Annotated in this window: 19 protein-coding genes and 1 riboswitch; of the genes, 12 read left to right on the top strand and 7 right to left on the bottom strand. The window is 59.2% G+C overall.

What is annotated here, in order from left to right; all coding sequences use genetic code 11:
* Positions 1-5: 5 nt before the first annotated feature.
* Together ACNSPV_RS07905 and ACNSPV_RS07900 are read right to left on the bottom strand one after the other, a co-directional pair.
* A complete protein-coding gene (locus ACNSPV_RS07905) occupies positions 6-1,337 on the bottom strand; it encodes a glucose-6-phosphate isomerase (protein ID WP_348583786.1) in 1,332 nt (443 codons plus the stop codon).
* Between the two features lie 213 nt (positions 1,338-1,550).
* On the bottom strand, positions 1,551-2,789 hold the full coding sequence (locus ACNSPV_RS07900; RefSeq protein WP_348583787.1) for a D-alanyl-D-alanine carboxypeptidase family protein: 1,239 nt from the start codon (positions 2,787-2,789) through the stop codon (positions 1,551-1,553).
* 285 nt (positions 2,790-3,074) lie between these two features.
* Between ACNSPV_RS07900 and ACNSPV_RS07895 the strand changes: the two genes are divergently transcribed.
* The 5 genes from ACNSPV_RS07895 (at position 3,075) to ACNSPV_RS07875 (ending at position 8,069) form a co-directional block, all read left to right on the top strand.
* Positions 3,075-3,212, top strand: a complete 138-nt coding sequence (locus ACNSPV_RS07895; RefSeq protein WP_339395579.1) for a hypothetical protein — start codon at positions 3,075-3,077, stop codon at positions 3,210-3,212.
* A gap of 437 nt (positions 3,213-3,649) precedes the next feature.
* Complete coding sequence (locus ACNSPV_RS07890; RefSeq protein ID WP_348583788.1) at positions 3,650-4,075, top strand: twin-arginine translocation signal domain-containing protein; 426 nt, start codon at positions 3,650-3,652, stop codon at positions 4,073-4,075.
* Positions 4,076-4,231: 156 nt separating this feature from the next.
* The gene (gene mtaB / locus ACNSPV_RS07885) at positions 4,232-5,527 is read left to right on the top strand and encodes a tRNA (N(6)-L-threonylcarbamoyladenosine(37)-C(2))-methylthiotransferase MtaB (protein WP_348583790.1); all 1,296 of its coding nucleotides are present in this window, start codon (positions 4,232-4,234) and stop codon (positions 5,525-5,527) included.
* 250 nt (positions 5,528-5,777) lie between these two features.
* Positions 5,778-7,331: a 4Fe-4S dicluster domain-containing protein gene (locus ACNSPV_RS07880; RefSeq protein ID WP_348583791.1), complete on the top strand. Its 1,554-nt coding sequence runs from the start codon at positions 5,778-5,780 to the stop codon at positions 7,329-7,331.
* Positions 7,332-7,595: 264 nt separating this feature from the next.
* Positions 7,596-8,069, top strand: coding sequence for a pilin (locus tag ACNSPV_RS07875; RefSeq protein ID WP_249238367.1), 474 nt, complete (start codon positions 7,596-7,598; stop codon positions 8,067-8,069).
* A gap of 51 nt (positions 8,070-8,120) precedes the next feature.
* Here the strand turns inward: ACNSPV_RS07875 and ACNSPV_RS07870 are convergent, their stop codons facing one another.
* The gene (locus ACNSPV_RS07870; RefSeq protein ID WP_348583792.1) at positions 8,121-8,327 is read right to left on the bottom strand and encodes a hypothetical protein; all 207 of its coding nucleotides are present in this window, start codon (positions 8,325-8,327) and stop codon (positions 8,121-8,123) included.
* Positions 8,328-8,513: 186 nt separating this feature from the next.
* Between ACNSPV_RS07870 and ACNSPV_RS07865 the strand changes: the two genes are divergently transcribed.
* The 7 genes from ACNSPV_RS07865 (at position 8,514) to ACNSPV_RS07835 (ending at position 16,910) form a co-directional block, all read left to right on the top strand.
* Entirely contained in the window at positions 8,514-9,350 is an 837-nt protein-coding gene (locus tag ACNSPV_RS07865; RefSeq protein ID WP_249238365.1) for a bifunctional hydroxymethylpyrimidine kinase/phosphomethylpyrimidine kinase, read from the top strand.
* Positions 9,351-9,362: 12 nt separating this feature from the next.
* Positions 9,363-9,869, top strand: coding sequence for a tRNA (cytidine(34)-2'-O)-methyltransferase (locus ACNSPV_RS07860; RefSeq protein WP_249238364.1), 507 nt, complete (start codon positions 9,363-9,365; stop codon positions 9,867-9,869).
* Complete coding sequence (locus ACNSPV_RS07855) at positions 9,860-10,750, top strand: DegV family protein (protein WP_339395588.1); 891 nt, start codon at positions 9,860-9,862, stop codon at positions 10,748-10,750. Before ACNSPV_RS07860 ends, ACNSPV_RS07855 begins: the two co-directional genes overlap by 10 nt.
* Before the next feature lie 224 nt (positions 10,751-10,974).
* A riboswitch (PreQ1-III riboswitch) is annotated at positions 10,975-11,075 on the top strand.
* Positions 11,076-11,084: 9 nt separating this feature from the next.
* A complete protein-coding gene (locus ACNSPV_RS07850; RefSeq protein ID WP_339395589.1) occupies positions 11,085-11,612 on the top strand; it encodes a QueT transporter family protein in 528 nt (175 codons plus the stop codon).
* A gap of 64 nt (positions 11,613-11,676) precedes the next feature.
* A complete protein-coding gene (locus ACNSPV_RS07845; protein ID WP_348583794.1) occupies positions 11,677-12,327 on the top strand; it encodes an HAD family hydrolase in 651 nt (216 codons plus the stop codon).
* 444 nt (positions 12,328-12,771) lie between these two features.
* Complete coding sequence (gene secA, locus ACNSPV_RS07840) at positions 12,772-15,612, top strand: preprotein translocase subunit SecA (protein ID WP_348583795.1); 2,841 nt, start codon at positions 12,772-12,774, stop codon at positions 15,610-15,612.
* Between the two features lie 77 nt (positions 15,613-15,689).
* The gene (locus tag ACNSPV_RS07835; protein ID WP_348583796.1) at positions 15,690-16,910 is read left to right on the top strand and encodes a M20 family metallopeptidase; all 1,221 of its coding nucleotides are present in this window, start codon (positions 15,690-15,692) and stop codon (positions 16,908-16,910) included.
* Between the two features lie 160 nt (positions 16,911-17,070).
* Here the strand turns inward: ACNSPV_RS07835 and ACNSPV_RS07830 are convergent, their stop codons facing one another.
* From ACNSPV_RS07830 to ACNSPV_RS07815, 4 genes are all read right to left on the bottom strand, one after another.
* Positions 17,071-18,003 carry a hypothetical protein gene (locus ACNSPV_RS07830; protein ID WP_418268264.1) on the bottom strand — a complete coding sequence of 311 codons (933 nt, stop codon included), beginning with the start codon at positions 18,001-18,003 and terminating at the stop codon, positions 17,071-17,073.
* 24 nt (positions 18,004-18,027) lie between these two features.
* Entirely contained in the window at positions 18,028-19,347 is a 1,320-nt protein-coding gene (locus ACNSPV_RS07825; RefSeq protein WP_348583798.1) for a competence/damage-inducible protein A, read from the bottom strand.
* A 7-nt stretch (positions 19,348-19,354) separates the two neighbouring features.
* Entirely contained in the window at positions 19,355-20,554 is a 1,200-nt protein-coding gene (gene thiI / locus ACNSPV_RS07820) for a tRNA uracil 4-sulfurtransferase ThiI (RefSeq protein WP_207698639.1), read from the bottom strand.
* Between the two features lie 172 nt (positions 20,555-20,726).
* Positions 20,727-21,878 (bottom strand): cysteine desulfurase family protein, encoded by a 1,152-nt coding sequence (locus ACNSPV_RS07815; RefSeq protein WP_348583800.1) that lies wholly within the window; start codon positions 21,876-21,878, stop codon positions 20,727-20,729.
* Positions 21,879-22,090: the final 212 nt, after the last annotated feature.

Raw genomic sequence — 22,090 nt, 5'->3', positions numbered from 1 at the left:
GTCATTTACTTCAGCTTTGCTTCCAGCTCGGCAGTCAGGCCCTCGTAGCCCGGCTTGCCCAGCAGTGCAAACATGTTCTTCTTGTAGCTTTCAACACCCGGCTGGTTGAAGGGGTTGACGCTGAGCAGGTAGCCGCTGCATGCACATGCACGCCAGAAGAAGTAGATCAGGTAGCCCACATTGTAGGCAGTCAGGTCGTCCACCTCGATCAGCACCTCGGGCACGCCGCCGTCGGTGTGTGCCAGAATGGTGCCTTCCATGGCCTTGCGGTTGACAACGCTCATGTTCTGGTTTGCCAGGAAGTTCAGGCCGTCAAAGTTGCCTTCCAGCGGGTCGATGAACAGGTCCTGTGCCGGCTTCTTCACATCCACGATGGTCTCAAACATGGTGCGGGAGCCTTCCTGAATGAACTGGCCCATGGAGTGCAGGTCGGTGGAGAAGATGCAGCTTGCGGGGAACAGGCCCTTGTTGTCCTTGCCCTCGCTCTCGCCGAACAGCTGCTTGTACCACTCGTTCATCAGGGCGAAGTCCGGCTCGTAGCACTCCAGGATCTCCACGCTCTTGCCCTTGCGGTACAGGATGTTGCGGACAGCAGCATACTTGTAGGCATCGTTGTCCTTGCCCAGCACGGAGAAGCGCTCCATGGAGTCGGCAGCGCCCTTCATCAGGTCGTCGATGCTGATGCCGGCAGCGGCAATGGGCAGCAGGCCCACAGCGCTCAACACGGAGTAACGGCCGCCCACGTCATCGGGGACCACGAAGGTGGGCCAGCCCTGTGCATCGGCCAGCTGCTTCAGAGTGCCCTTGGCACGGTCGGTGGTGGCGTAGATGCGCTTGTTGGCTTCTTCCACGCCCATTTCCTTTTCCAGCAGCTCACGCAGCACGCGGAATGCCAGAGAGGTCTCGGTGGTGGTGCCGGACTTGGAGATGACATTGATGGAGAAGCGCTTGCCCTTGCACAGACTGATGATGTTGTTCAGGTAGGTGGGGCTGATGCTGTTGCCGCAGAAGTAGATCTTGGGGCCGTTCTCCAGTTCATTGTGGAACTGGCCCTTGACAGCCTCGATCACAGCGCGGGCACCCAGATAGCTGCCGCCGATGCCGGCAACCACCAGCACATCGGAATCCTCGCGGATCTTGGCAGCTGCTTCCTTGATGCGGGCAAACTCTTCCTTATCATAATCGCGGGGCAGGTACATCCAGCCAAGGAAATCATTGCCCGGGCCGGTCTTTGCTTCCAGCTGGTTATGCGCGGCCTCTACCTGCGGGTAGATGGCTTCATATTCCTCTTCACTGATAAAACTGGAGAGGTGCTTGGTGTTCAACGTGACACTCATTTTATTATAACCTCCAAACGATTTGCAGGTTCTCAGCCCTGCGAGGAAATATCTTGGTATAAGTGTACCGTTCCCTCCGGGCAAAGTCAAGGTCAAAATCCTTGGATTTCATACAATTTTAATAGTGTTTTTTTGTTTCTTCATCCAGAATTGTTCACCCAGACAGTTCCATGCAGCCTGCTGCCGCACACTTTTGTACGCTGAAGCGTGCATTCAGTCCTCCCGGCCGGTCAGCGCGCCCCACAGAAGGCCGAAAGCCGTGCCAAAATCCATTTTTGGCGCATCCGCCGCCGCGCGGATCTCGTATTCGCCCAGCAGCGTTTCCCCGCTCAGGACACGCACCGTGCCCACCGCCTGCCCCTGCTGCACCGGTGCGTCCAGCGCATCCGGCAGATCGGCCCGGGCGGTCAGGGCAGTGCTGCCCTCCTTGGGCATCAGCAGGGTCCCGGGCAGGGCAGAGTAATCCAGCGGCACGCTCTCCTCTGCACTGCCTTTTACCTTTATAAGCAGCGGCTGGTCTTCCACCGCCGGCAGCGGCACGGCCCGGTAGGCCGCAAAGCCGTAGTCCAGCAGGGTGGTGGCTGCGTCGAACCGGTCGGAGCTGGAAGGTGCGCCCAGTACCACCGCGATCAGCTCCAGCCCGTCCCGGGTGGCGCTGGCGCTGATGCACACCCCCGCACCGCTGGTGGTGCCGGTCTTGAGGCCGGTGATGCCGTTATACCGCCGCAGCAGCTTGTTGGTGTTCACCAGCTGGGTGGCACCGCCCCGCAGGGTGTCGGTCCAGATGCCGGTGTAGTGCAGCACCTCCGGGCAGGTGTTCAGGATGTACCGGCTCATCACCGCCACATCCCGGGCCGTGGAAAGGTGGCCCTCGGCGTCCAGCCCGCAGGCATTGTGAAAGACCGTGTTCGTCATGCCCAGCTCTGCGGCGCGGGCGTTCATGCTTTGCACAAAGCCCTGCTCGCTGCCGCCCACCAGCTCCGCCACAGCCACAGCGGCGTCGTTGGCAGAGGACACGCAGATCGCCTTGATCATCTCGTCCAGTGTGAACTGCTCGCCGGGCTCCAGCCAGATCTGACTGCCACCCATGTGGTAGGCGTGCTCGCTCACCGGCACCGGCGTATCCATGGTCAGCTGTCCGTTGTGCACCGCTTCAAAGGTAAGCAGCAGGGTCATCACCTTGGTGATGGACGCAATGGGCATCTGCTGGTCGGCGTTTTTTTCGTACAGCACCGTGCCGGTCTGCTGGTCGATGAGACAGGCAGCGCGGCAGGGCAGTTCCAGTGCAGGCGGCTCTGCGGTAAGCTGCACCGGCCCCTGCGGCTGCACCGCCGTCTGCACTGCCGGGCTCTGCCGACGCAGGCCGCCGCCCTGTGCCGTGCCAAAGGCCAGCGCAAACAGCCAGAAGCACACCACCCCCGCGCACAAAAGCGCCAAGTTTTTTCGCTCCATTCCGGTCCCTCCCTGCGCAATGTCTCTTGGTGAGAAAGTATGCGGGCAGCGGCGGATTCAGAACTGTGCAAAGTCGAAAAGCAGGTTGTACTTTGTCGTAGAACGTGATAAAATAAAAATGCCACCGAACAGTGGCGTTAAGGCACTGTCTGCAAGTGCAGGTGGTCACGCTCCCTGCCCGTATCGCTGATTCTTCCTTTTTACATGGAATGAAACAGAGTTCCGGGAGTGGAACTTTTTTGGAGAAACTTCCCGGAGCCTCGAAGGCGAAGGGAGGGATGTCGGATGAATCTGATGGAGACTCTCACGCTCTTCATGGTCATTTTCAGTTTTCTGGGATTGATCGTGGACGTGATCCGTCTGACCGTTGAGGTCGTGGACAAGTTTTACCAGAAGAAACACGATGATAACAAAAAAGATTGACCGCCTCAAGTGTCCAAGCTCAAGCGGTCAATCTTTTTGACTGAACGGGCAAGGAGCTGACCATTGCGGACAGCGCCTTTTCTATTTGTAGTATAGTGATTTTTTATTCTTTTGTCAAGGGAACAGCTGCCTTTCTGACAGGTAAGGTGTGTTCTGTTTTCTTTTCCGGGCACAGTGCATACGATCACGCTTTGTATTTCCATGCGTTTCTTTTGCATTTTTCCCAAAAAGGCTTGACTTTCGCCTCCCCACACATTTGCATCCGAGAGCCAGGCTTTGCGGCCTGTCTCTTTTTGTTTGTGCTTAACTTCGGTCGTCTTTCGCAAAAACGCTTGACTATTTTTACCAGAAACGCTACACTAAAGGTGGAATAGCCCACTCCGGGCTGTATTGCTTCAATTTGTGAAATCATCTTAAATTATTAGGAGGATACTACCATGATTCTGTCTCGTCGTTCTTTCCTGAAGGTCGCAGGTCTGTCCGCCGTTGCTGTTGCAGGTGCTTCCATGTTCACCGGCTGCAACGTCAACAATCTCTTCTCCACCGGTGTTGTCTATTCTGCTAAGCCAGGCTCCGGCATCACTGAGGACACCATCAAAAAGCTGAACGAAAACAACTCCACCAAGGCTGTCCCGGGTCACTCCGATCTGTACAGTGATCCCAATAAATGCGTGAGCGCTGTCAACACCCAGCTGCGTGGTGCCGCTGCGATGAATGTTGAAGCCGCCAAGGGTGTTGAAGTCGACACCGCTACTATCGTTCATAAGCTGAACGACAAGGGCGAGATCGTCAAAGAGAACGGTAAGGAAGTCTACGTCATCAAGGCCGTGCTGAAGAAGACCACCACCTCTACCAACGGCTGATTTTCCCACGCCATCCCACGAGAGACGGGCATTTGCCCGTCTCTTTTTGTTTTGCCCTGCCTGCACACATCCGCTCTTGCACTGCATGGCCGCTGTGATATATAATAAAGAGTATTGCAAGCATCACCCCGTTTTTAGTCGAAAGGATACCCTCTCATGCGAGTTTGTTTTTATACCCTTGGCTGCAAGGTCAACCTGAACGAGACCGGCGCACTGGAACAGCTGTTCCGCGCCAACGGCTTCACCATTGCGCAGGAAGGTGAACCGGCCGATGTGTTCATCGTGAACAGCTGCACCGTGACCAACTTCGGCGACCAGAAAAGCCGCAAGTGGCTGCGCCGCAAAAAGCGCGAGAACCCCGGTGCGGTCACGGTGCTCACCGGCTGCTATCCGCAGGCCTTCCCGGAGGAAGCCGCCCAGTTCACCGAGGCCGACCTTGTGTGCGGCAATGGCGACCGCAAAGCCATTCTGGACAATGTGCAAAAGCTGCTGGACGGCCACGAGCGCATCGTTGCCATCCAGCCCCACCAGCGCGGCGAAAAATTTGAGGAACTGCCTGTGGAGCGGTTCGAGACCCACACCCGCGCCTTTATCAAGGTAGAGGACGGCTGCAACCGCCAGTGCGCCTACTGCGTCATCCCCCGGGCCCGCGGCCCGGTGCGCAGCCGCAGCGAAGCCAGCATCCTTGCCGAGCTGCGCCAGCTGGCCGCTTCCGGCTACCGCGAGGTGGTGCTCAGCGCCATCTCCCTGCCCAGCTACGGTCTGGACACCGGCACCAACCTCGTGGAGCTGGTGGAGCACTGCGCTCAGGTGGAGGGCATCCAGCGCATCCGTCTGGGCAGTCTGGACCCGGATATGCTCACGCCGGAGTTCATCACCCGCCTTGCCGCCGTGGAAAAGCTCTGCCCTCAGTTCCACCTGAGCCTGCAGAGCGGCTGCACCGCCACCCTGCGCCGGATGCGCCGTGTGTACACTGCTGAGCAGTACGCACAGGTGGTGGACCAGATCCGTGCCGCCTACGGTGCGCGCCCGGTCAGCTTTACCACCGACTGCATCTGCGGCTTCCCCGGCGAGACGCAGGCCGACTTTGAAGAGAGCTGCAGATTTTTGAAAAAGATCGGTTTTCTCAAGGTGCATGTGTTCCCCTACTCCCGCCGCAGCGGCACCCCGGCCTACGATTTCCCGGAGCAGGTGCACGAGCGGGAAAAGCAGGAGCGCAGCCGCGTGATGAACGGCATCGCCGAGGAGGTGCGCCGCGAGGTGCTGGCCGCCCATGTGGGCACCGAGGACGATGTGCTGCTGGAGACTCCCCTCTCCGGCACCCTGTTCACCGGCTACACCCGGCTGTACATCCCGGTGGTGGTGTCCGCCCCCGGCCATGTCAGCGGCGAGATCGTGCATGTACGCTTGGGCGAATACGACGGCGAGCGCGTGCGTGCAGCACTTTGCTGAGTTTACGCGATTAAAATTGTTGATTCTGTACACGAGGACGAATACAACAAATTTTTAACAAATTTTGCGTTTTATCCCTTTTCATACGGCACGCTTTATGCTAAAATGAAAGTGAACCATCCCGGGCACAGTGCTGTTTGCAGCAGTGCGTTACCAATGTGCCCTGTAACACGCCCGCCCTGCGCGGCACAACGCTGCCGGCAGCCGGGTGCAGCCCGTTTGTTTTTAGCAAAGCAAGGAGAGAATTGGAATGAGTTTCAGAGGAATCAATACCACGGTCATCCAGATCCGCCGTCAGGTGTTCACCGAGGTGGCACGCATGGCTTACGCCAACGTCAAGGGCGAGCAGGCCAACCACCTGATGCGCAAGATCCCCTACACCATCATCCCCGGTGAGGAAGGCAAGCTGCGCAAGGACATCTTCCTGGAGCGCGCCATCGTTGAGGAGCGCGTGCGTCTGGCCATGGGTCTGCCCACCCGCCGCATGGACGAGCACAACAGCGTCGTCTCCGGTCTGGAGGATGCATCCATCGCCGATAAGTATTACGATCCCCCGCTGGTGAACGTGATCAAGTTTGCCTGCAACCGCTGCCCGGAAAAGCTGGTCAAGGTCTCCGACCTGTGTCAGGGCTGCCTTGCCCACCCCTGTATGGAAGTGTGCCCCAAGAAGGCCATCACATGGGAGAGCGGCCGTTCCACCATCGATCAGGACAAGTGCATCAAGTGCGGCCGCTGCGTCGGTGTGTGCCCCTACAACGCCATCGTCAAGACCGAGCGTCCCTGCGCCGCTGCCTGCGGCATGGGTGCCATCCACTCCGATGAGCTGGGCCGTGCCGAGATCGATTACAGCAAGTGCGTTTCCTGCGGCCAGTGTCTGGTCAACTGCCCCTTCGGCGCCATTGCGGACAAGGGCCAGATCTATCAGCTGATCCAGGGCTTCAACCGCGGCGACCGCATCTATGCACTGGTGGCTCCCGCCTTCATCAACCAGTTCCCGGGTCTGGCTTCCACCGGCAAGCTCAAGGCTGCCCTGAAGGCCGTCGGCTTCTGCGATGTGGTGGAGGTTGCCATCGGTGCCGACCTGTGCACCGTGGACGAGGCCCACGACTTCCTGGAGGAAGTGCCCGAAAAGCTGAACTTCATGGCTACTTCCTGCTGCCCGGCATGGAGCATGATGGCAAAGACCGCATTCCCGGATCTGGCCAAGAACATCTCCATGACCATGACTCCCATGGTGTTCACCGCACGCATGATGAAGAAGGCCGACCCCGAAGCCCGTATGTGCTTCATCGGACCCTGCGCCGCCAAGAAGCTGGAAGCTTCCCGCCGCACCGTCCGCTCGGATGTGGACTTCGTGCTCACCTTTGAGGAGCTGGCCGGCATCATCGAGGCAAAGGACATCGACGTGGCAAATCTGGAGGTCGATCCCAACGAGCAGGATCTGATCCACGCTTCCGCTGCAGGCCGCGGCTTTGCACAGTCCGGCGGCGTGGCAAAGGCTGTTGCCGATAAGATCAAGGAATGGCACCCGGATATGGATGTGAAGATCGCATCCGCACAGGGTCTGGCCGAGTGCAAGAAGCTGCTGATGCTGGCAAAGGCCGGCAAGTACAACGGCTACCTGCTGGAAGGCATGGGCTGCCCGGGCGGCTGCATCGGCGGCGCAGGCACCATTGCCGACCCCGCACGCACGGCCATCCAGCTGAACAAGTACGTCAAGGAAGCTCCCTTCACTGACCCGGAGCAGAGCGCCTTTATGACCAACATCCATGTGCTGAAGGACGACCCCAACTTTGAGATCTAAGCCGAACTAGTTTTTCCGTTTTCAACACCGGACGGCCTGCGGGCCGTCCGGTGTTGTGTTTTCCCGGTAAAAGTCCGGCTGCCTGCGGCATAGGAGCCAACAGATCAAAAGCACCTGTTTTTTGTTTCTTATGTGCAACGTTTTTGTGAAAGGTTCACGAAGCAGATTGACATTTTTACACGTCCATGCTATTTTAGCATTGAAAGTTCCGGTATTTCGTGTGCCGGATAAGGCCGCCTCTGCGGCAAAGAAAGGCAGATATCCATGACTAAGACCTGTCAGCGCGTAAGCGCCGCCCTGCTTTCGGTACTGCTGCTGTGCATGTTCACCTTTGGTGCCAGCGCTGCTGCTACCCTGAACGTGGGCGTTAAATTCTGGAAGGAAAGATCCGATAAGGAATCCATGGCCAACTCCGGCATCGACACGGACCGCGATGCCAGCCTTACCCGCCAGTCCAACGGCACCTATACCCTCACCCTGCCCATCCGGCAGGTAAGCAAGATGGGCGTCACCGGTTACCTGACCGGCCTGACCATCGGCGATGTGAACTACACCGGCGCTGTGACCGGCGAGGTGTCCAAGGGCACCGGCGTGCTCACCATCAAGAACCTGCCCGCCTCGGTGCTGACCGGTGACGATGTCAACAAGTCCCTTACCGTGACCTGCAACATCCAGATGGATCTGAGCGTTCTGGGCGAGATCAATACTTCGGCCCGCATGTGCATCTGGAACAAATGAGCTTTTCAAAGCAAGGAACGGCGTCCCATCCGGAACGCCGTTCTTTGTTTTTTACCCTTCCATGTGCTTTTCCACAAAGTCCCCCACCATTTTGTCCAGCTGCAAAACGGCGTTTTCCGCGCCCTTCACCACCTTGCGGGTGGTGCGGCGCAGCTGGCGCTGGTTCTGGGTGGCAGCCATCACGCCCACGGCACCCAGTGCCGCGCCGGCCGCCATCCCCAGCAGCATCCCGGAAGAATTGTTCGTTTCGTGTCTCATCTTCAAAGCTCCTTTCGGTGAAAAGATCCGGTCTCCGGGGTTATTATTTCCAATAAAGTATCTGGTATCCGCTTTTTTTATGCAGAAATTTGTGGTATACTGTGTCGTGAAATTTATTATGGGTCTGTGTGCCCGGCCCAAACCGGCCGCGGCCCGTACTGCATACTGGCAAGGAGGTCCCCTTATTTGATACACCCTGTTGAACCCAAAAAAGTTCTCTGCATCCACGATCTTTCCGGCATGGGCCGCTGCAGTCTGGCGGTCATCCTGCCGGTGCTGTCGGTCATGGGCGTGCAGCCGGTGGCCCTGCCCACGGTAGTGCTTTCCACCCACACGGGCGGTCTGGGCACCCCTGCACGGCTGGACGGCTCTGCCTACGGCCAGCAGGCGCTGGAGCATTATCACGCTCTGGGTGTGGAGTTTGACTGCATCTATACCGGCTATCTGGGCGGCGAGGCACAGGTAGCACTGGCTGAAAAAGCATTTGCGTACTGGCCCGCTGCCAAAAAGGTGGTGGACCCGGTGATGGGCGACAACGGCAAGGCCTATTCCACCGTCACCTCTGCCCTCATCGACCGCATCCGCGCGCTGTGCCAGTCCGCAGACCTGATCCTGCCCAACTACACCGAGGCGCAGCTGCTTTTGCAGCGTGAGCCGTGCACCGAGCCGCTCACCGACGAGGCCGCACAGGCTCTGGCCGACGAGCTGACCACTCTGGCCCCGGGGGCTGTCGTCACCGGCCTGCCGCTGGGCAAGTACATCGGCTGCGCAGGCAGCGGCAGAGACCGCTTTCTGGTCAAAAAGCTGCACATCAGCCGCAGCTTTCCCGGCACCGGCGATCTATACGGTGCCGTGCTCATCGGCTCGCTGCTGCAGGGCAACGCCCTGAGTGCCGCCGCCGACAACGCCGCCGAGTTCGTGGCGCTTTCCATCCAGAGCACTCCCGCCGCACAGGATACCCGCTTCGGCGTCTGGTTCGAGCCGTTGCTACCGCGCCTGTGCCCTGTGTCCGTGACCGAATAAGGAGACCGACCCATGAACGAAAAACCGACTTTGAACATCGTTCTTGTAGAGCCGCGCATCCCGCAGAACACTGGCAACGTGGCCCGCACCTGTGCCTGCACGGCCTGCCGCCTGCATCTGGTGGGCCCCATGGGCTTTGCCATCGATGACAAAAAGCTCAAGCACGCGGGGCTGGACTACTGGCATTACCTCGACATCAGCTATTACGACAGTCTGGACGAGTTCTTTGCCAAAAACAGCGGCCCCTATTACTATTTTACCACCAAGGCACCCCAGCGCTACACCGATGTGAGCTACCCGGACGGCAGCTATCTCGTGTTCGGGCGCGAGGACGCCGGCCTGCCGGAAGCACTGCTTGCGGCCAATCAGGAGCACTGTATCCGGATGCCCATGCGGGACACCTGCCGCAGCCTGAACCTTTCCAACAGCGTGGCTGTAGGCGTATATGAGGTGCTGCGCCAGTGGGACTTTCCGGAGCTTCTGGACCACGGACATTTACGAGATTACCAATGGAAATGAGGGAAATTATGAGCAAGATCGCGATCCTGACCGATTCCTCCTGCGATATCCCGCAGGAGATGGCCGAAAAATACGGCATTGACATCATGAGCTTCCACATCCTGCTGGATGATGTGGATTATATTGAGCGTGAGAGCTGCACCAACACCGAATTCTATGATAAGATGCGTGCCGCTAAGGGCGTGCCTTCCACTGCCGCCATCACCCCCATCCAGTTCTGTGAAAAATACTGCCAGTACGTGGATGAGGGCTATACCGATGTCATCCATGTTCCCATCAACAAATCCGGCTCTTCCACCTATAACAACGCACTCATGGCGCAGGGGATGCTGCGGGAAGAGCGCCCGGAGCACCACTTGAAGATTCATCTGCTGGACCCCCACACCTATTCCATGGTGTTCGGCTGGTATCTGTGCGAAATGGCCCGCAAGCTGAAGAACGGTGCAGAGATCAGCCATGTGATCCATGAGTTCGAGACCCAGATGGACTGCATGGAGGTCATTCTGGGACCCTACAGCCTGAAGCAGATGAAAAAGAGCGGACGCATCTCCGCCGCTGCCGCCGTCATGGGCGAGCTGATGGGCATTCGCCCCATCATTACGCTGATCGATGGCAAGACCAGGGTGGAAGCCAAGGTGCGCGGCGATGACAAGGTGGTGCCCTCCATGGTGGAGCTGTGCAAACAGCGCTGCGAGGGCGTAGAGGACTTTGATTATATGATCGGTCACACGAACATCCCGCAGGCAGCGGATCTGGAAAAGGCCTGCCGCAGGGCCTTTGGCAAGCCGCCGCTGCTGGTGTTTGAGCTGGGCGGCGTCGTTTCCGCCAACACCGGCCCCGACACGGTGGCTCTGGTGTATACCGGCCATCCCAGAGGGTAAAACACGATTTTAATAGCCTCCGCTTTCGCTCTGGCTATTTCAGCGGTAATTTTATTTTTATTTTGAGGTTCCGAAAAGCCTGCGGGCTTTTCGGAACCTCTTTTTCACCGGAAGGGTCCAAACCAAAAACTGCATCTGTACCTGATTCTGCGAAAATTCGTTGCAATCTGCCAAAAATTATGCTATACTGCCTTTTGCTGTGTTTTTTGCGCGGCATCCTTTCAGAGCAACTTAGGATTTTAGGCTCCCCGGTGTGTCTCGAACCACGCCGGGCCAAACCCACAGGGGCTGGCGGCCCTGTGCGGTCAAAATCATCCCGCTGGAGTATTATATCATGAATCAGAATCCTTCCATCCGTAAACTGGTGCGCTGCGGCGTGGTCGCAGCCATTTATGTTGTGCTCTGCATGGCCCTGCAGCCGCTCTCCTATGGTGCGGTACAGGTGCGTGTGGCTGAGGCGCTCTGCCTGCTGCCGGTGTTCGGTGCCGAGTACATTGCCGGTGTGGTGCTGGGCTGCTTTTTGGCAAACCTGCTGGGCTCCACCATCGTGGATGTCATCTTCGGCACCCTTGCCACCCTGCTGGCCTGCCTTGTCACCTACAAGCTGCGGAACATCCGCTTCAAGGGTCTGGCTGTGGCGGCTTCCCTGCCGCCGGTGCTGTTCAATGCAGTGATCATCGGCATTGAGATCGCCGTCATGTTCCCGGACCCCACCTCCAGCGCTCCCATCTGGCTGGCCTGCATCACCAACGGCATCTCCGTGGGCATCGGCGAGCTCATCAGCTGCACCGTTCTGGGTGTGCTGCTGGTGAAGATCATCGAGAGCAGCAAGGCCCTGAACAAGCTCTTTGCAGCAGAATAAGCCGCTGTTTTCGCAGTGCGCTGATCCGTTCGCGGAAAACGGCTTCTAAAAATCGGAGGTTTCCATGCAGGCAAACGGTATGATCTTCTGGGACTGGAACGGCACCCTGATGGATGACCTGGACTTCACCCACAGCTGTCTCAACTGGATGCTGGAGACTCACGGCTATCCGCAGCGGTACGATCTTGCCGCCTACCGGGAAATTTTCGGTTTTCCCATTGAGGAATACTACATCCGCGCCGGCTTCGACTTTGCCAGACATCCCTACCCGGAGCTGGCCGAGTGCTTTATGGCGCACTACAACGCAGGCGTGGATGCCTGTCCCCCCTCTGCACACGCTGCCGAGACGCTGGCCGAGCTTTCGCGCCGGGGCTGGCGGCAGAGCGTGCTGTCTGCCTCCCGCCGGGACTACCTGATCGAGCAGGTGGCCGCGCGGGGCCTGCAGGGCTATTTTACCGAGTTGCTCGGCCTTGCAGACATCTATGGCGTCAGCAAGGTGCAGGTGGGCCGGAACTGGCTTGCCCAAAGTGGCATCGACCCTGCCGCCTGCGTAATGGTCGGCGATACGCAGCACGACGCCGAGGTTGCCGCTGCACTGGGCACAGGGTGTGTGCTCTACACCGGCGGGCATCAGTCCCGCAAACGGCTGGAAGCGGTATGCCCCCACGTCATCGACGATCTGGCCCAGCTGCCGCAGCTGCTGGAAACCTTATAATGTACATCTGACCACTTCTGATTTGCAAAAATCAGAGGTGGTTTTTGTTTTAGCTGGCTTGCCCTCTCAGTCTCGCATTCGCTCGCCAGATTCCCCTTTTTGTCGCTGCGCGACATCTTCCCCCGGACCGGGGGAAGTCTTTCCTCAAAGGGGGAGCCTCTGGCGAAACCGGAAACTTTGCGTGGATTGCCAAGGCCTCCCACTTTGGGGGAAGTGGATGCGACCAGCGGGAGCAGACGGAGAGGGCGAGGCTGTTCGCCTCCACCACATATCTTTTCCTTTTATGCCCCCCGCCAGCGCAAATTTACAGAAAATTCATTCAAAAACCGGCTAAAATAACCTTGCAGGTTTGACGCGTCTGCCGCTTTGGTGTATCATATAGTAGTATTGTTATGTCTATCTCCGGGAAGCCTTTTCCCGAATTTGATCTATGAGGTGTTACCAATGTCCCTTGTTGAAAAACTCTTTGGCAGCTTCTCCGACCGGGAGCTGAAAAAGATCAACCCCATTGCCAAGCAGGTGCTTGCATTGGAAGGCAAATATGCCGCCCTGTCCGATGCTGAGCTGCAGGCCCAGACGGCCGCTTTCAAACAGCAGCTGGCCGACGGCAAGACCACCGACGATATCCTGCCCGATGCATTTGCCGTCTGCCGCGAAGCCGCATGGCGCGTGCTGGGCATGAAGCACTTCCCTGTGCAGATCATCGGCGGCATTGCCCTGCACCGCGGTGATATTTCCGAAATGCAGACCGGTGAAGGCAAGACCCTTGTGGCCACCCTGCCCGCCTACCTGAATGCCCTCACCGGCGAGGGCGTGCATGTTGTCACCGTTAACGATTACCTTGCCAAGCGCGACAGCGAGTGGATGGGCAAGCTCTATCGCTGGCTGGGTCTGAGCGTCGGCCTGATCGCACAGGGCATGGACGGCGATGCACGTCGTGCCGCCTACGCCGCCGACATCACCTACGGCACCAACAATGAGTTCGGCTTTGACTACCTGCGCGACAACATGGTGACCTATAAGGCCAACATGGTGCAGCGCGGCCACGCCTTCGCCATCGTCGATGAGGTGGACTCCATCCTGATCGATGAAGCCCGCACTCCCCTGATCATTTCCGGCCGCGGCGAGGATTCCTCCAGCCTGTACACGCAGGTGGACCGCTTTGTGCGCACCCTGCGCAAGAGCGTAGTGGTGGAGCTGGAAGACAAGGTGTCCACCGATGAACAGGCAGACGGTGATTACGTTGTGGACGAAAAGCACAAGACCTGTACCCTGACTGCCAGCGGCATCAAGAAAGCGGAAGCCTACTTCAAGGTCGAGAACCTTGCCGCCGCCGAGAACATGACCCTTGCCCATCACATCGATCAGGCCATCAAGGCCTACGGCGTGATGCAGCGGGACATCGATTACGTGGTCAAGGATGGTCAGGTCATCATCGTGGATGAGTTCACCGGCCGTCTGATGATCGGCCGCCGCTACAACGAGGGTCTGCATCAGGCCATCGAGGCCAAGGAGGGCGTAAAGATTGCCGCCGAGAGCAAAACGCTGGCCACCATCACCTTCCAGAACTACTTCCGCATGTACAAAAAGCTGTCCGGCATGACCGGTACCGCCAAGACCGAGGCCACCGAATTCACCGAGATCTACGGCCTGAACATCGTCACGGTGCCCACCAACCGTCCCCGTCAGCGCATCGATTATCCGGACGCCATCTACAAGACGGTCAACGGCAAATACAATGCCGTTATCCAGCAGGTGCTGGAATGCCACCAGAAGGGCCAGCCCGTGCTGGTGGGTACGGTCAGCGTGGAAAAGAGCGAAACGCTGGCAAAAATGCTGCAAAAGTACACCCGCAATTTCAACGTACTGAACGCCAAGAACCACGAGCGCGAGGCCGAGATCGTGGCGCAGGCCGGTAAAAAGGGTGCCATCACCATCGCCACCAACATGGCAGGCCGTGGTACCGATATCATGCTGGGCGGCAATGCCGAGTTCATGGCCAAGGCCCAGATGCGCAAGGAGCACTTCTGTGAGAACCTGCTGAATCCCGAAAAGCCCGAGGACGCCGACCCGGCAGCGGTGGAGATGCTGCTGACCGAAGCAAACGGCCACGGCGACACCGAGGACGCCAACATCCTTGCGGCCCGCAGGCGCTTTGATGAGCTGTACGCCCAGTGCAAGCCCCAGATCGACGCCGAGGCCGAGGAAGTGCGTGCTGCAGGCGGTTTGTTCATCATCGGCACCGAGCGCCACGAGAGCCGCCGCATTGACAACCAGCTGCGGGGCCGTGCCGGCCGTCAGGGCGACCCGGGTGCTTCCCGCTTCTATCTGAGCCTGGAAGATGACCTGATGCGCCTGTTCGGCGGCGACCGCGTCTCCAGCCTGATGGACACCCTCAAGATCGACGAGGACACGCCCATCGAGAACCGCATGATCACCAACACGCTGGAAAGCGCCCAGAAAAAGCTGGAAGGCCGCAACTTCGAGATCCGCAAGAACGTGCTGAAGTACGACGACGTGATGAACCAGCAGCGCGAGATCATCTATGGCCAGCGCCGCAAGGTGCTGGACGGCGAGGACATCAGCACCGAGATGCACAAGATGCTGCGGGAGAACATCGATTCCAGCTGCGCCCAGTTCCTGGCCGGTGATGTAAAGGACGACTGGGACTTTGGTGCCCTGCGCCGCCACTATCTGGGCTGGCTGACCACCGACACCGACCTGCACTATGATGTGGCCGACTTTGAGGATATCTCCCGTCAGAGCATTGCCGATATGCTGTATGACCGCGGCATGAAGATCCTTGCCGACAAGGAGCAGCGCTACGGTGCCCCGGTCATGCGCGAGCTGGAACGCATCTGCCTGCTCAAGTGCGTGGACCGCATGTGGATGGATCACATCGACAACATGGATCAGCTGCGTCAGGGCATCGCGCTGCGCGGCTACGGCCAGAAGGATCCTGTTGTGGAGTACCGCATCGAAGGGTTTGACATGTTTGACCAGATGGTGGATTCCATCCGTGAGTCCAGTGTGAAGATGCTGCTGTCCATCGAGATCCGTCAGGCCGGTGCCGCCCCCAAGCGTGAACAGGTGGCAAAGCCCACCGGCGAAGGCTTTGTGCCCGGCAACGGCGCTCCCGGTGCCAAGGGTGCACCCCACGGCCAGCCTGTGCGGGTAATCAAGATCGGCCGCAACGACCCCTGCCCCTGTGGCAGCGGCCTGAAGTGGAAAAAGTGCACCTGTGCCAAATATCATCCGGAAGGCACCCCGACGGACGAGAACTAAGGAATAAAGAGCCCTCTCCGTCACGGCCAATGCCCGAGAGGGTTTTCTTTATAAAATAAGAGGGAGTTGATTTTGAAATGATCACACCGGAAGAACTGCTCAGCGCTGCAAAAGAGCTGGAACCCCAGCTGTGCGAATGGCGGCGCACCCTGCACCGCCACCCCGAGGTGGGCTTTGATCTGCCGCAGACCAAAGCGCTGGTGAAAAAGGCCCTGACCGAAATGGGCTATGCCCCGCAGGACTGCGGCAGATGTGGCGTTCTCGCGCTGGCAGGCGGCAAACGCCCCGGCAAGACCATCCTGCTGCGCGGCGACATGGACGCCCTGCCCATTCAGGAAGAATCCGGTGAGGAGTTTGCTTCCGAGATCCCGGGCAGGATGCACGGCTGCGGCCACGATATGCACACCGCCATGATGTTGGGCGCAGCAAAGCTGCTGAAGGCCCACGAAGACGAGATCGAAGGCACCGTGAAGCTGGAATACCAGCCTGCCGAGGAAATTTTTCAGGGCTCGCTGGACATGCTGAAAAACGGCCTGCTGGAAAACCCGAAGGTGGATGCCGCGGTGATGTTCCACGTTCTGGCCGGGATGCCCCTGCCGGTGGGTACGGTGCTGGTGCCGGGCGGCGGCATCACCATGGCAAGCTGCGAGCAGTACCACATCACCGTCCACGGCAAGGGCGGCCACGGCTCCATGCCCAACGCCTGCATCGACCCCATCACTGCAGCGGCCCACATCCACATTGCCCTGCAGGAGATCAACAGCCGTGAGCTGGACCCCGCCAAGTTCGGCGTGTTCACCACGGGCCGGTTCGAGGCGGGCAAGGCCTCCAACGTCATCCCGGATACAGCCGACATGTGGGGCACCATCCGCACGGTGGACCCCGAGGGCGCAGTCAGTGAGCAGATCCACCAGCGCATGACCGAGATCGCACAGGGCGTGGCGGCAGCCTATCGCTGCACCGCTGAGGTGGAATTCAGCGACCACTGCCCCTGCATGGTGGTGGACACGCCCCTTGCCAAAGATTCGCTCACTTATATGACCGAACTGCTGGGCCGGGGTGCCATGGACATGACCGCCCTCACCGGCGGCAAGCCCGGCGGCGGCAGCGAGGACTTTGCCTTTGTCAGCCATGAGGTGCCTACCGTGAGCATGTTCCTCTCCGCCGGAAATGCCAAGGAAGGCTATGTTTACGGTCAGCACCACCCCAAGGTGCGCTTTGACGACAGCGTGCTGTACGAAGGCTCTGCGGCCTATGTTTATATGGCTCTGCGGTGGCTGAGCGACCACAAGGCATAACCATTCGGAAAATTTATCATTTATTTGAACCTCCGAAAAATCTGCGGATTTTCCGGAGGTTCTTTTTCACGGATGGGTTCGGAGCAGCACACTGCATCTCTTAAAAAATCGCCTTTATAAACAAAAAATCCCGGAAGGTTCACACCCTCCGGGGTCTTTTTTAGATCAGCTTTGCCCCCGCGTGGGGCAGGCTGTCGGCACCAAGGCTCTGCAGTCTCTGGGGCAGGGCGGTCAGGTCGCCGCCGGTGTAATACCACGCGGCGGCAAACGCGGCCAGTGCCAGAACCAGCAGAAAAATCAGGGCATTCCGCACCCTGTGCCGTTTGCGGGGCGGCTTTGCCGGAGCAGCAGACGCCGTTCCTTCCGGCTTGTCCGGCAGAGTCTGCGCCGTCAGCACATCCGCCGGGACCGCCCTGCCGTATTTTTGCCAGCTTGTCCCCGCCGCCTGCGGCAGACCGGATGCAGCACGACGGATCATGTCCAGCAGCCAGAGGGCCGGTGCATCCGTGTTCGCCACTGTGCGCACCCAGCAGCCCCTGCGGTTGCCCAGAAACAGCACGGTGTCCTCGGCGCGCTCCACACACCCGGCGGCAAGATCTGCGCCCACAAAACGCTGTGCCGCCTGCACACGGGCCAGTTTTGCCGGAATGGGCCCGCCTTTCACGCGGCAGGTCCTGACGCTCAGCTTTTCCCGGATCTTTGCGTCCGCATAACTCAAAGCCCCAAAATCGAACACCTTTTCTGCACCCGGCACCGTTTCCAGCCGGGCTTCCAGCAGGGTGCCTGCGTCCGCATCACAGCATACCAGCAGCCTGCGGTGCGTTTCCAGCGCCTGCACCGCTGCATGAACAAGGGTCATCTCCCCTTCTCCATAGAGCTCTGCCGCAAAGCGGCCGTTCAGGGCCTTGCGGGCCTTTTCCAGCCTGGCAGGCGTTTCGGCCTGCAGGGCCGCAAGCACCTCCGCCCCACGGCCACGGCATCGGGCTGCAATGTCTGCCTGCTGTGCTGCCTGCTGCACCGTCCACAGCGGTGCGCCAAACAGACGCAGCACACAGGTGGTCTGCGTTTTTTCTTCGTGTATCAACTGCTTCACCCCCGCGGCCCGGGGCCGCTCGTATTAACCCTTGAGGAAGGTGCTGTCCAGTGCCGTCAGAGCCGCATCGTCATGCTGGGCGCTTTTTGCCAGCGCCTGTGTATCTGCAGGAACTTTGCCCTGAGCCAGACGCAGCGCCAGTTCCAGTGCCGCCTGTGCCGCGCGGGCACGCACCAGCGCACGGTCGGGGCGGGAGACGAAGAGCTTTTTCACATATACGGTCTCGCCGCAAGCCGCACCCAGATACACCGTGCCCACCGGACGGACGGCATCGCCGCCGTTGGGGCCTGCCAGACCGGTGACGCTGACAGCGATATCGGCCCCGGCAGCTTCTGCCGCGCCAAGTGCCATCTGTGCCGCCACAGGAGCAGACACCACATTGTATTTTGCAATGACTGCCGGTTCCACACCTACCATTTTTGCCTTGGCCTGTTCCCAGTAGGTGACAAAGCCGAAACCGAACACCTCACTTGCACCCGACACATTGGTCAGCCGCTGGGCGATCATGCCGCCTGTGCAGCTTTCTGCCGTGGCAATGGTGAGCCCCTTTCCCTTCAGGGTGTGCACCAGAGTCTCTTCCAGACCGGTCACATCCTCATCATACACCGCATCACCCAGCAGATCATAGAACTTTGTGGCGTATGCGCGGCACATTTTTTCGGCTGAACTGTCGTTTTCTGCCCGGGCCGTGATACGGATCTCACATTCGCCGGTCTTGCAGTAGATGGCGGCGGTGGGATTTGCATTTTCCAGCAGATGCCGCACACGGTATTCGATATCGCTTTCACCGCCCAGCACCCGCAGCGTTATGGAATGCAGGGTGCAGTTCTGGCGGGCCAGCAGCAGGCCGCGCACGCTCTCCTCCCACATGGCTTTCATTTCGTGAGGCACGCCGGGCATCAGCACGGCGCAATGGTCATCCTGCTCGAACCATGCCCCGGGAGCAGTGCCGTGGTTATTGATGATCTTGTGGCCGTGCACCGGCACCATGGCCTGCTTGCGGTTGTTGGGGGTAGTCTTGCGCCCGGTGCGCGTGAAGAAATCCACGATCTTCTGCCATTCTTCCGGGTCAAAGGCCAGCGTGTCACCGTAGCAGCCGGCAACCGTCTCCTTGGTCAGGTCGTCTGCGGTGGGGCCAAGCCCGCCGGTAAACACCAGCAGGTCGCACCGCTGCTTTGCCTCGTTGACAAAATCTGCCAGACGGTCGTGGTTGTCGCCGATGGTGCTCTCGCGCTGGACCGTAATGCCCAGTGCCGCCAGCTCGCGGCTCAGATACTGGGCGTTGGTGTTCAAAATGTTGCCGAGCAGCAGCTCGGTACCCACACTGATGATCTCTGCTGTCATGGATAAATCAACCCTCAAATTCTACCTGATCGGTGATACGGATGCGGATGCGCTCGGCGTTCTCTGCGGCTTCGGCTTCCAGCGCGGCAAGGCCGGGCATGGCGGCTTCGGCTTCCAGAATTTCGGCCAGCTCCGGGCGGATCTTCGGATGCGGCGGGGTGAAGATGGTACAGCAGTCCTCATAGGGCAGGATGCTGGTCTCAAACGTGTTGATGTGGCGGGCCGTCTCCACGATCTCGGTCTTGTCCATGCCGATGAGCGGGCGCAGGATGGGCAGGTCCTGCGCAGCATCGGTGCACTGCAGGGCCTTGACGGTCTGGCTGGCCACCTGAGCCAGACTCTCGCCGGTAACAAGGGCTTCACAGCCCTGCTTTTTGGCAATGACATTGGCAATGCGCATCATGCTGCGGCGCATCAGCACCGTGAACAGCACATCCGGAGCATTATCCCGGATGTACTCCTGCGGCTTGGTGTAGGGCACGACGAACAGATTGGAGCTGCCCGTATAGATGCTGGTGAGCTGCGCCAGTGCCTTCACCTTGAGCTTTGCGCGCTCCGAAGTGTACGGCGGAGACGCAAAATGGATGTGGTCCAGAGCCAGACCGCGCTTAGCCATGCGGTAAGCCGCCACCGGGCTGTCGATGCCGCCGGACAGCATGTTCAGTGCACGGCCGCTGGTACCCACAGGCAGGCCGCCCTCACCGGGCACCTTGGGGCCGTGGATGTAGGCACCGTAATCCCGAATTTCTACGATCACCTTAAAATCCGGGTTATGCACATCCACCTTGAGGTAGTTGTGTTTGCCCAGCAGATAGGCACCCAGTTCCCGCATCAGTTCAGGGCTGGTCATGGGGTAGGTCTTGTCGGAGCGGCGGGCTTCCACCTTGAAGGTGCGGATGCCGTGCAGGCTGGCACCCAGGTAATCCTCAGCGGTCTGGCAGATGGTGTCAAAGTCCTTGTCGCAGACCACGGCGCGGCTGAGTGCCGCAAGGCCGAACACCTTGCTCACCCGGTCAAAGGCAAGATCCATGTCCACATCCTCTTCCTCGGGTTCCATGTAAAAGGTGGACTGAGTGCAGTAGACCTTGAACTTGCCCACGGTCTTGAGCCGGTAGCGCAGGATCTTCATCATCGCCGACTCGAACTGGTTGCGGTTGAGGCCTTTCAGGGACATCTCACCCTGATAGCCCATAATGATTTCATGCATAAATGTTGTATCTCCTAAATATGATCGTAACTCGAGTGCTTCCGTCCGGCAGGCTAGCAGATAGCTTTCTCCGCGAACAGCCCGGAACCCACGGTTCCGCCCTACCACCTGCGGTGGCAGGGTCCCACTTCCCGGTCATTCGCTGGAGAAACTATCTGCTATCCTGCCTTTGTCACTTCCGGATCTTCTGCAGATGCTTCATGCCGTCCTCAAAGCGGTCAAGGAAGGCATCCACATCCTCGGGGGTGTTGTCGCCGCAGAAGGACACCCGGATTGCCGTATCGATGGCCAGCGGATCTTTGCCCATGGCCGCCAGCGTATGGCTGGGCTGGCCCCGGCCGCAGGCGCTGGCCGACGAAACGTAAATTTGTGCTTCGGCCAGCCATGCCAGCATGGTCTCGCTCTTGATGCAGTTCTCGCTGAAGTTCAGCACCTCGGGCACGGCGTTTTCCGGGCTGTTGATCTCCACCTCCGGGAAAGCCTTCAGCCCTTCCCGCAGGCGCTGGTTCAGCGCCCGCATGGCAGTGTCACGGCTCTTCATGGTCTTTGCCAGACGGGTGGCGGCTGTCGCCAGACCCATGGCATAGGGCAGGTTCTCGGTGCCGGGGCGCAGGCCGCGCTCCTGCTCACCGCCCAGATAGGGCGGCCGGAACGCCTGCACCAGACGGTCGGAAAGATACAGCGCACCAATGCCCTTGGGGGCATGGATCTTGTGGCCGCTCACCGACAGGGTGTCGATGTTGTCCAGCTTGATGGGCACACGCATCCACGCCTGCACCGCATCCACATGGACGATGGTGCGGCTGTTGCGGCGCTTGACCTCGGCGGCAAGGCGTTCCACATCGTTGCGGGTGCCCACCTCGTTGTTCACCATCATGCAGGCCACAAGGATGGTGTTTTTGTCCACATGCTCCAGCATCCGGTCCATGTCCAGCGTGCCGTCCGGGCGGGGTTTGATCACCGTGACATCATAGCCCTGCTTCGCCAGCTCTTCCAGCGGGCGCTGGACGCTGGGGTGCTCAAAGCCGGACACCACGATGCCCTTGCCAAAGGTGCGGGTGCGCACCGCGCCCAGCAGAGCCAGATTGTTGCTCTCGCTGCCGCAGGAGGTAAAGTACAGCTCCCGGCTCTTGCAGCCCAGTGTGCGGGCCACAGCGGCACGGGCGGTGTTCAGCGCTTCCTCGCTGCGGGCACCGGGGCCGTACAGGCTGGACGGGTTTGCCCAGTGTTCCCGCATGGCCTTGTCGATCACATCCGCCACCTCGGGAGCAACCATCGTGGTGGCGGCGTTATCCAGATAATGCAATTCAGGGTTTTGCAGCATAAAAGGGATTCCTGCTTTCTAAAATTTCAGAATAAACCATGATAAGTATACCACAACCCATCTTATAACGCAAAATATTTAGCACTGTTTTTCCTTGACAAACACCCCGGTGATGTGCTATCTTTACAGCATAGAGACCGCGTTTCCGCTGACGGAACCTTGTGGAGCACCACAGTGCGGATGCGCAGGAGAGTCAATGCCGACCGTCTGGG

Source organism: Faecalibacterium sp. 3 (assembly GCF_048323735.1).
In the GTDB taxonomy this organism is placed as follows: domain Bacteria; phylum Bacillota; class Clostridia; order Oscillospirales; family Ruminococcaceae; genus Faecalibacterium; species Faecalibacterium wellingii.
Note: the sequence above shows the minus strand (reverse complement) of the source record. Positions and strands in the feature narration are given on the sequence as shown.

Excerpts from the sequence above, each read along its gene's own strand:
- ACNSPV_RS07880 (WP_348583791.1), top strand. The coding sequence starts at position 5,778 with ATGAGTTTCAGAGGAATCAATACCACGGTCATCCAGATCCGCCGTCAG.
- ACNSPV_RS07855 (WP_339395588.1), top strand. The coding sequence starts at position 9,860 with ATGGAAATGAGGGAAATTATGAGCAAGATCGCGATCCTGACCGATTCC.
- ACNSPV_RS07815 (WP_348583800.1), bottom strand. The coding sequence starts at position 21,878 with ATGCTGCAAAACCCTGAATTGCATTATCTGGATAACGCCGCCACCACG.
- ACNSPV_RS07835 (WP_348583796.1), top strand. The coding sequence starts at position 15,690 with ATGATCACACCGGAAGAACTGCTCAGCGCTGCAAAAGAGCTGGAACCC.
- secA (WP_348583795.1), top strand. The coding sequence starts at position 12,772 with ATGTCCCTTGTTGAAAAACTCTTTGGCAGCTTCTCCGACCGGGAGCTG.
- thiI (WP_207698639.1), bottom strand. The coding sequence starts at position 20,554 with ATGCATGAAATCATTATGGGCTATCAGGGTGAGATGTCCCTGAAAGGC.
- ACNSPV_RS07895 (WP_339395579.1), top strand. The coding sequence starts at position 3,075 with ATGAATCTGATGGAGACTCTCACGCTCTTCATGGTCATTTTCAGTTTT.
- ACNSPV_RS07860 (WP_249238364.1), top strand. The coding sequence starts at position 9,363 with ATGAACGAAAAACCGACTTTGAACATCGTTCTTGTAGAGCCGCGCATC.
- ACNSPV_RS07875 (WP_249238367.1), top strand. The coding sequence starts at position 7,596 with ATGACTAAGACCTGTCAGCGCGTAAGCGCCGCCCTGCTTTCGGTACTG.
- ACNSPV_RS07870 (WP_348583792.1), bottom strand. The coding sequence starts at position 8,327 with ATGAGACACGAAACGAACAATTCTTCCGGGATGCTGCTGGGGATGGCG.
- ACNSPV_RS07905 (WP_348583786.1), bottom strand. The coding sequence starts at position 1,337 with ATGAGTGTCACGTTGAACACCAAGCACCTCTCCAGTTTTATCAGTGAA.
- ACNSPV_RS07890 (WP_348583788.1), top strand. The coding sequence starts at position 3,650 with ATGATTCTGTCTCGTCGTTCTTTCCTGAAGGTCGCAGGTCTGTCCGCC.
- mtaB (WP_348583790.1), top strand. The coding sequence starts at position 4,232 with ATGCGAGTTTGTTTTTATACCCTTGGCTGCAAGGTCAACCTGAACGAG.
- ACNSPV_RS07845 (WP_348583794.1), top strand. The coding sequence starts at position 11,677 with ATGCAGGCAAACGGTATGATCTTCTGGGACTGGAACGGCACCCTGATG.
- ACNSPV_RS07825 (WP_348583798.1), bottom strand. The coding sequence starts at position 19,347 with ATGACAGCAGAGATCATCAGTGTGGGTACCGAGCTGCTGCTCGGCAAC.
- ACNSPV_RS07900 (WP_348583787.1), bottom strand. The coding sequence starts at position 2,789 with ATGGAGCGAAAAAACTTGGCGCTTTTGTGCGCGGGGGTGGTGTGCTTC.
- ACNSPV_RS07850 (WP_339395589.1), top strand. The coding sequence starts at position 11,085 with ATGAATCAGAATCCTTCCATCCGTAAACTGGTGCGCTGCGGCGTGGTC.